The sequence below is a fragment of the Alcanivorax sp. MD8A genome (assembly GCF_002888555.1).
In the GTDB taxonomy this organism is placed as follows: Bacteria; Pseudomonadota; Gammaproteobacteria; order Pseudomonadales; family Alcanivoracaceae; genus Alcanivorax.
This window is the reverse complement of record NZ_AQOQ01000059.1, coordinates 1-7,593: the sequence shown is the minus strand read 5'-3', so window position 1 is coordinate 7,593 and position 7,593 is coordinate 1. Positions and strand designations below refer to the sequence as shown.

Here is a 7,593-nt window from a genome sequence, read left to right as displayed (position 1 = left end):
GAGCGTCGCTGGCGGCGCGATTTTGGGCGTTGGGGATCGCGCCGCGAGCGACGCTCCTGCGGGATGCTCTTTGCTGCAGCGTTAACCGAGCCCCTTCCCACCCCTTGGGTGCCAGCGAGTGGCTTTCTTGGCTCCTCCTGTCACTCTGGCCGTCCTTGTCTTTTGCGGTGAAAACCTCGTCTATTCGTGGTCGTGCCTGTTTGCCTGGCATTATGTGGGGAATCACGACTAAGACATGGCCCGTTTTATGCACAGGCAATGATGGGTGTCACGCATGGTAACGTTGTGTCGCCCCAATTTTGTTCACAGGATGTTGTCAATGCATAAATTCTGCATTTGTATGTGACGATGTTGTGAAATACGCTTTATAAATTGTGTAACCTAATGATAAATAAGAGATTATTTGTGCTGGTTAAAAAGTGACCATGTCGTTAAAGCTAAGGAAGTTTGCCGCTTTCTTTCTGTTATGAGCGGGATATCAACAGCGTTATCCACAGAACCTGTGGAAAACGGGGCGGGCAGGATTCAGCATTAGGGGGCGGCTGTGAATATCCCGTCTTTATCTGTGGAATTGTGATCGGTTTTACACAAGCTGATAGCGGTGAGTCCGTTGCGGCTGTCACTCGTTTGTCATCTATTGTCGGTTAGAAAATACACGCTAAGTTATTGAAACTGAATTGCCTTTTGAAAGGGGGTAAATTTTCGGCAATTTGGCGAAGTGACCGGTATGTCTGGCCTGCGGGAGGTTTTCTGCAGCTTTTCCACATTCTTATCCACAGCTTTTGTGTATTTCTTCCAGGTCGTTTCTGTCCGGACCGGAAAAACAGGATAAGTCAATGCTATTTTTCGTGGCCAAAAACTGCTCAAGATGCTGAGACCCTTTAAATACGGGCGATACAGAAGGTTATCCGTTTATCCTTAACAGTGTTATCCACAGCAGTCGTGGATAGTTTGGTGCCTGTGGGTAGCTCGTAGAGGGTAGGGGCGGGTTAGCGTTTCGTCTGGAGACTCCTCCAAACAGAAAAAGGCGCCGCAAGGGCGCCTTTTCTGTCGCTGTGCTTCGCTGTTGCCTCAGAAGCGGTATTCGCCGCTGTCGATACCTTTCTGGGTCTCAGCATCAAGCTGCTGGTAGCAGTCTTCCTTGGGCAGCAGCGCGTAGACCGCGTTGTCCTGCTGGCTCAGGTCGTATTTCTGCTCTTTCAGCTTGTTCTTCTGGTGCTTGAAGGTGCCTGTGGTTTCCATGGCCTGCTCGTTGATCCGCAGGAACACAGGGATGGCGTAAGCTGGCAATTCGCGTTTCAGGTAGGCACACAAGCCTTTGAAATCGAATTCGCTGTGTGGGCAATTCAGGCGTACCTGAGCCATGCCCGCGCGGCCATTGGTATTGGGGATTTCTACGCCGTAAACCACGGATTCCTGAATGCCGTCGAAGCCATCAAGAATCTGTTCCACTTCGGTGGTGGAAACGTTCTCACCTTTCCAGCGGAAGGTGTCACCCAGACGGTCAACGAACTGGGCGTGACGGAAACCGATGTCACGCATCATGTCGCCAGTGTTGAACCAGGCGTCGCCTTTCTTGAAAACGTCACGGAAAATCGACTTTTCGGTCTTTTCCGGGTCGGTGTAGCCATCAAACGGGGTCTTGTCAGTAATCTCGCCGAGCATCAGGCCGGATTCACCCTTACCCACCTTGATCATGTTGCCGTTCTTGTCGCGCACCGGCTCATCACGTTCTTTGTCGTACTTGACGATGGCATAGCTCACCGGGGAGAAGCCTACGGTGTTGTCGAAGTTGAAGACGTTGGTAAAGGCCACGTTGCCTTCAGAGGAGGCATACAGCTCGACGACACGTTCAATGCCGAAACGCTGTTTGAAATCTTTCCAGATACTCGGGCGCAGTCCGTTACCGACAATGGTGTGAATCTGGTTGTCCCGGTCGTTAGGTTTTTCGGGTTGTTCGTGAAGATAGCGACACAGCTCCCCCACGTAACCAAAAGCGGTGCAGTTATGGCGACGGATATCGTCCCAGAAACCACTGGCGGAGAACTTGCGCGCAATGACCAGGCTGCCAGCGTTGGCGATGGCTGAGGCCCAGCAGATCACCATGCCGGTGGCATGATAGAAAGGCAGGGTGGTGTAAATACGGTCATCCTTGGTGAGGCGCACGGCGGAGAAACCGAAGCCACCATAGGCTTTTTCCCAGCGACCATGGTTGAACACTACTGCCTTGGGCAGGCCGGTTGTCCCGGAAGTGTAGATATAGAACAGGGGGTCACGCAGGAAGGTCTGACGGCTGGATGCAGGATTCTCGCTGGAGCAATCCTTGATCTCGGTGGCCAGGTTCTTGTAGCCGGCGGGTGCTTCGCCGGGGTTTTCCAGGGTGTCCTGATCCGCAAAGAAGAAGAAGTTGTCTTTCAGGTCCAGTTCACCGCGTACCTCTTCCACGGTCTCTACCAGCTCGGCGCCCACGATGGCAGCCTTGGGTTTCACCAGATTGAAAGAATGGATCAGTACCTTGCCGCGCTGGGAGGTATTGATCAGTGCGGCGCAGACGCCCAATTTGGCACAGGCCACCACGGATGCGAGCAATTCAGGGCGGTTTTCCACATTTACCGCAACGGTGTCACCCTTTTTCAGGCCAATGGAGGCCAGGTAATCGGCGATTCGGTTGGCCCAGGCGTTGAACTGCTTGTAGGTCAGCTCGGTGTCCTGGTAGATAACCGCGGCGCCATTGGGGTTCTTGCTGGTGGCTTCCTCGATGGCGACACCCAGGCCCAAGGGCTTTTTGGTGTCGGTGATCTTGGCCATCTTTGAGCCTTTGATCATGGCGGGAAGATTGGAGACCAGCTCGGGAACCTTGGAGAGAATCTGGGGCAACGTAATAATGTCTGCGCTGCTCATGGGAGCTCCATTGTCTGTGTTCTAGGGAGGTCCGAAAGGCGTTTCGGGATGCATCTATACGGGCCAGAAAGCGGGCGTATGGCGCACATCTTCTTATCCGGTAACGTCTCGGCCAGGACCAGGAATTGGCAAGCGGGCGCTTACCTTAACCGCAGCACCAGGGCAGGGCAAGCGCCGTGCCCGCGAGCCATGCCCGGGCCCGCAGGCCCAGGGCGTTTTGGCCCAAAATGCCGGATTGAGATTCAATCACACCCTTTCACCGGTTTCATTGGCTTTCTTGTGAACCGTCAGCGGGGGTGATGGTGGCCAGCAGCTGTTGCCGTTTTACCTGATCACCGGGCTTCAGGGTAATGGGGCCTACTACACCGTCACAGTCGGCCTTCAGGCTGTGTTCCATCTTCATGGCTTCCAGTGCCACCAGTACCTGACCACGGGAGATGTGGTCGCCTTCCTGAACCAGCACATCGACGATCGCGCCATCCATGGGCGCGCGAATATGTCCGCTGCCCGCCTTGTCTACGCCCGCCACGGCGCTGTGGGTGATGTCCTGGAAACAGACGCAGTGCCCCTGGAACTGGAGCCAGAGCTGGTTGCCTTCGTGGACAAACCGGTAGGGCGCGCTGACGCCGTTTATCGTGACGCGCTGGCCTGATTCCAGTGCGAGCTGCAGGTGGGTATCCCCGAGCTGGACCGTGCTGGTCCCCTGTTGGGTTTGGACATACAGCGTATGTTCGGTATCGCCACAGCGCAGTTTCAGTGGCTGGGCCCCTACAGAGCTGGAGTGCCACGCTTGCAGGTCAGGAGAGTGGGGCTTTGCGGGGCGGGCGAGTAGCGCGGCCAATGCCCACAGGCTGGGCTGAGGTGCGTCACCGGAAAGACTGGCGTCGTTAGCAAAATCACCCCCAATGAACGCGGTGGTTGCCGTGCCGTTGGCAAAAGAGGAATGGCGCAGGATGGCCGCCAGAAAAGCGCGGTTGTCACCGACGCCCATCAGTTGGGTGTCTTCAACGGCACGAATCAGCCGCCGACGTGCGTCGTCGCGGCTTTCGCCCCAAGCGATGATCTTGGCAAGCATTGGATCGTAGTGGCTGCCCACCAGGTAGCCCTCGCACAGACCGTGATCAATGCGAACACCGTCACCGCTGGCCGGGCGCCAGTGCAGGATCTTACCGGTCTGTGGCATGTAATTCTGTGCCGGGTCCTCGGCGTAAAGGCGTACCTCAATGGCATGGCCTGAAAGGGTAACCTGATCTTGCTGCAGAGGGAGCGGTTCACCGCGAGCGACACGGATTTGCCAGGCGACAAGATCCTGACCGGTGACCAGTTCGGTGACCGGGTGTTCTACCTGCAGGCGGGTGTTCATTTCCAGGAAATAGAATTCGCCATTGGGGGCGAGCAGGAATTCGACCGTGCCGGCGCCCACATAATTGCAGGCCTTGGCGGCGTTCACGGCGGCTTCGCCCATCTGCGCGCGCAGGGTTGCGTCAACAGCGGGCGAGGGGGCTTCCTCGACCACCTTCTGGTGGCGACGCTGAACGGAGCAATCACGTTCGCCCAGATGGATCACGTTGCCGTGGCGGTCGCCGAAGACCTGGATTTCCACATGGCGCGGCTCCATCACGGCCCGCTCCAGAATCAGTTCGTCACTTCCGAAGGCACTCGCCGCTTCCTGACGGGCGCTTTTCAGCTGGGCGGGGATCTCGTTGGCATCGGTCACCACGCGCATGCCACGGCCGCCGCCGCCGGCACTGGCTTTGATCATCAGGGGCAGGCCAATACGCTCGGCTTCAGCGAGTAGGGTGGCATCACTCTGGTCTTCGCCTTCATAACCGGGAATACAGGGCACGCCGGCTTCGATCATGGCGATCTTGGAGAGTCGCTTGGAGCCCATCAGGTGGATAGCGGCCTCATCCGGGCCAATAAAGGTGATCCCCGCGTTCTGGCAAGCCTTCGCGAAGGCGGCGTTCTCGGAGAGGAAGCCATAGCCAGGGTGCACGGCGTCAGCGCCGGTTTGTTGGCAGGCCGCCAGCAGGGCATCCACATTCAGGTAGGACGCGCTGGCGAGGGCTGGACCAATGCAGACGGCTTCATCGGCCATCTGTACGTGTCGTGCCAGGGCATCCGGTTTGGAATACACGGCCACGGTGCGATAGCCCAACGATTGGGCCGTGGCAATCACCCGGCAGGCAATTTCGCCGCGGTTGGCAATCAGGATTTTTTCAAAGCTCATGCGTGATCCTTACCGGTCAGCCGGTTTGTGCTCGCGCCGCGTAGGTCGGAAATGGCCTGCGCGGCGTTTTGTCTGTAATGGCAGAGATGGGCTGACGCCCATTTCCGCCGTGCGGTTATTGGTTCCAGCTCGCCGGGCGCTTTTGCACGAATGCCAGGGTGCCTTCCTGGCCTTCTTCTCCGTTCACGGCGTTAGCGAAATCAACCGCCGCTTGATCAAGCAGGTTATCCATGGATTCCTGGCCGACGTTCAGAACCAGTGCCTTGGTCACCCGGTTGGCGTTGGGCGCGCAGCGACGCACTGCCTTGAGGGTGCTTTGCAGTGCGGCCTCGATGCCGTTTTCATCGTTGGCCACCTCATGGACAATGCCTAGCCGCAAGGCCTCGTTGCCCTGGAAACGAATGCCTGTGAGGGCGAGGCGACGGGCCTGGGTAAGTCCAATGCGTTCCACCACAAAGGGGGCGATTTGCGCAGGGATGACCCCCAAGCCGGTTTCTGGCAGGCCAAAAGTGGCATCACAATGGGCGATGGCCACATCGGAAATGCAGGCAAGACCAAAGCCGCCGCCCAATACCGCACCTTCGAGTACGGTAATCACCACCTGGGGTTGCTGGTTGGCAGCGGTGATCATTTCGCCAAAGCGCCGGTTCAGGGACACATAAGCATCGCTGTCACCGGTGGCGGCTTTCTGTCTGGCCCCTGCCATGTCCTTGATGTCACCGCCGGCACAGAAATGCCCGCCGGCGCCACGCAGCACGATCGCGCGAACCGCCGTGTCGTTTTTGACAGCGGCAAACACCGCCGTCAGCTCGTTGACCATGGTCAGGCTCATGGCATTGCGGCTTTCCGGCCGGTTGAGGGTGATATGTAACACCGGGCCGTCCTGGTTCAGGTTCAGCGTTTCGGTTGTGGGTAAAGTCATAAATCCTCTCTACAGAGCCGCTGCAGGAACGCCACTTGGGGCGCGAAAGTTGAGGAGCAAGCCTCAAACTACAAGCTTCAACGCGCACGAAGCTTTGGTTGTGTTGACCCACCTTGCCCGCGCTTCATGCTTTGAGCGCGGGTGGAGTGTTCAAATTCAAAGAGGTCTAACCCGCGCCTTACAGCTTGCAGCTTGAAGCTTGTAGCTTGGTGCGTTTATTTCTTCTTGCCCGGCAAGATATCCATGGTCTTGCAGATAATCCCGAGCATGACTTCGTCGGCGCCGCCGCCAATGGAGGCCAGGCGACCATCGCGATACAGCTGACTGGCCGGGTTATCCATCATGAAGCCGTTGCCACCCCAGTACTGCAGGCAGCTGTCGGCCACCTCACGGGTCAGACGACCGACTTTCAGTTTGGCCATGGAGGCCAGTTGCAGGACATCCTTGCCATTGATGTACATCTCGCAGGCGCTGTAGGTGAGCGCGCGCAGGGCTTCCACCTCGGTTTGCAATTCTGCGAGGCGGAAATGCACGCTCTGGTTGTCGATCAGCGGCATACCAAAAATGTCCCGTTCCCGCGCGTACTGGATGGTCTCATCGATGACATGCTGTAACCCTTGCAGGCCATTGGCGGCAGCAAACAGGCGTTCTTCCTGGAACTGCATCATTTGCATCATGAAGCCCATGCCTTCCTGGCCGATGAGATTGCGTTGCGGAACGCGCACATTGTCGAAGAAGACCTGGGCTGTTTCGGAGGAGCGCATGCCGAGCTTGTCCAGCGGCTTGTCCACGGTAATGCCGGCGGCATCCTTGGGCACCACGATCAGGGATTTGTTGACGTGAGGCTTGCCGTCGGAGGTGCAGGCCAACAGGCAGAAGAAATCAGCGCTGGGTGAATTGGTGATCCACATCTTGGTGCCGTTGATCACATAATCGTCCCCGTCTTTTTTGGCGGTGGTGCGGGTGTTGGCCACATCCGAGCCGGCATGGGGTTCAGAGACCGCAATCGCGGCGACCATGTCACCGGCAATGGCCGGGGCGAGATAATCGCGGCGCAATTCATCGCTGCCAAAACGGGCCAGGGCCGGGGTGGCCATATCGGTCTGTACACCAACGGCCAGGGGGACGCCGCCGCAATGTACGCGACCCATTTCTTCGCTCATCACCAGGCCGTAGGAATAATCCAGACCCATGCCGCCAAACTCGGTGGGCTTGGTGACACCCAGCAGCCCCAGGTCGCCCATTTTCTTGAACACTTCGTGGATCGGAAAACGGCCCGCCGCTTCCCATTCTTTCACGTGGGGATTGAGTTCCTTGTCCACAAAGTTACGGACGGTACGGCGAAGTTCTTCGTGTTCTTGAGTGAATATCATTGGAAGCGTCCTGTTGTTTGGCTCGGTTTGCCGAGCGCTTCTTTATCTGTCGTTGTTTATGAATTTATGGGTTGAGTGAACAGTTAAGAGTTAACAGTGAACAGCGAAGTCAAAACCTGTAAGAGCCTGTGAGCCAGGGTTTTCGCTGTTAACTGTTCACTATTCAC

General features: G+C 57.2%; 4 protein-coding genes. All 4 read right to left on the bottom strand.

Features of this window, described 5'->3' with window-relative positions:
• Positions 1 to 1,071: 1,071 nt before the first annotated feature.
• The gene (locus tag A15D_RS16715) at positions 1,072 to 2,901 is read right to left on the bottom strand and encodes a long-chain-acyl-CoA synthetase (protein ID WP_102792854.1); all 1,830 of its coding nucleotides are present in this window, start codon (positions 2,899 to 2,901) and stop codon (positions 1,072 to 1,074) included.
• Positions 2,902 to 3,166: 265 nt separating this feature from the next.
• A complete protein-coding gene (locus A15D_RS16710) occupies positions 3,167 to 5,131 on the bottom strand; it encodes an acetyl/propionyl/methylcrotonyl-CoA carboxylase subunit alpha (protein ID WP_102792853.1) in 1,965 nt (654 codons plus the stop codon).
• A gap of 115 nt (positions 5,132 to 5,246) precedes the next feature.
• Positions 5,247 to 6,053 carry an enoyl-CoA hydratase/isomerase family protein gene (locus tag A15D_RS16705; RefSeq protein ID WP_102792852.1) on the bottom strand — a complete coding sequence of 269 codons (807 nt, stop codon included), beginning with the start codon at positions 6,051 to 6,053 and terminating at the stop codon, positions 5,247 to 5,249.
• Positions 6,054 to 6,268: 215 nt separating this feature from the next.
• A complete protein-coding gene (locus A15D_RS16700) occupies positions 6,269 to 7,426 on the bottom strand; it encodes an acyl-CoA dehydrogenase family protein (RefSeq protein WP_102792851.1) in 1,158 nt (385 codons plus the stop codon).
• Between the last annotated feature and the right edge of the window lie 167 nt (positions 7,427 to 7,593).

What these genes read in the sequence shown, in the direction of transcription:
- A15D_RS16715 (WP_102792854.1), bottom strand. Translation starts at nt 2,901, where the DNA reads ATGAGCAGCGCAGACATTATTACGTTGCCCCAGATTCTCTCCAAGGTT.
- A15D_RS16710 (WP_102792853.1), bottom strand. Translation starts at nt 5,131, where the DNA reads ATGAGCTTTGAAAAAATCCTGATTGCCAACCGCGGCGAAATTGCCTGC.
- A15D_RS16705 (WP_102792852.1), bottom strand. Translation starts at nt 6,053, where the DNA reads ATGACTTTACCCACAACCGAAACGCTGAACCTGAACCAGGACGGCCCG.
- A15D_RS16700 (WP_102792851.1), bottom strand. Translation starts at nt 7,426, where the DNA reads ATGATATTCACTCAAGAACACGAAGAACTTCGCCGTACCGTCCGTAAC.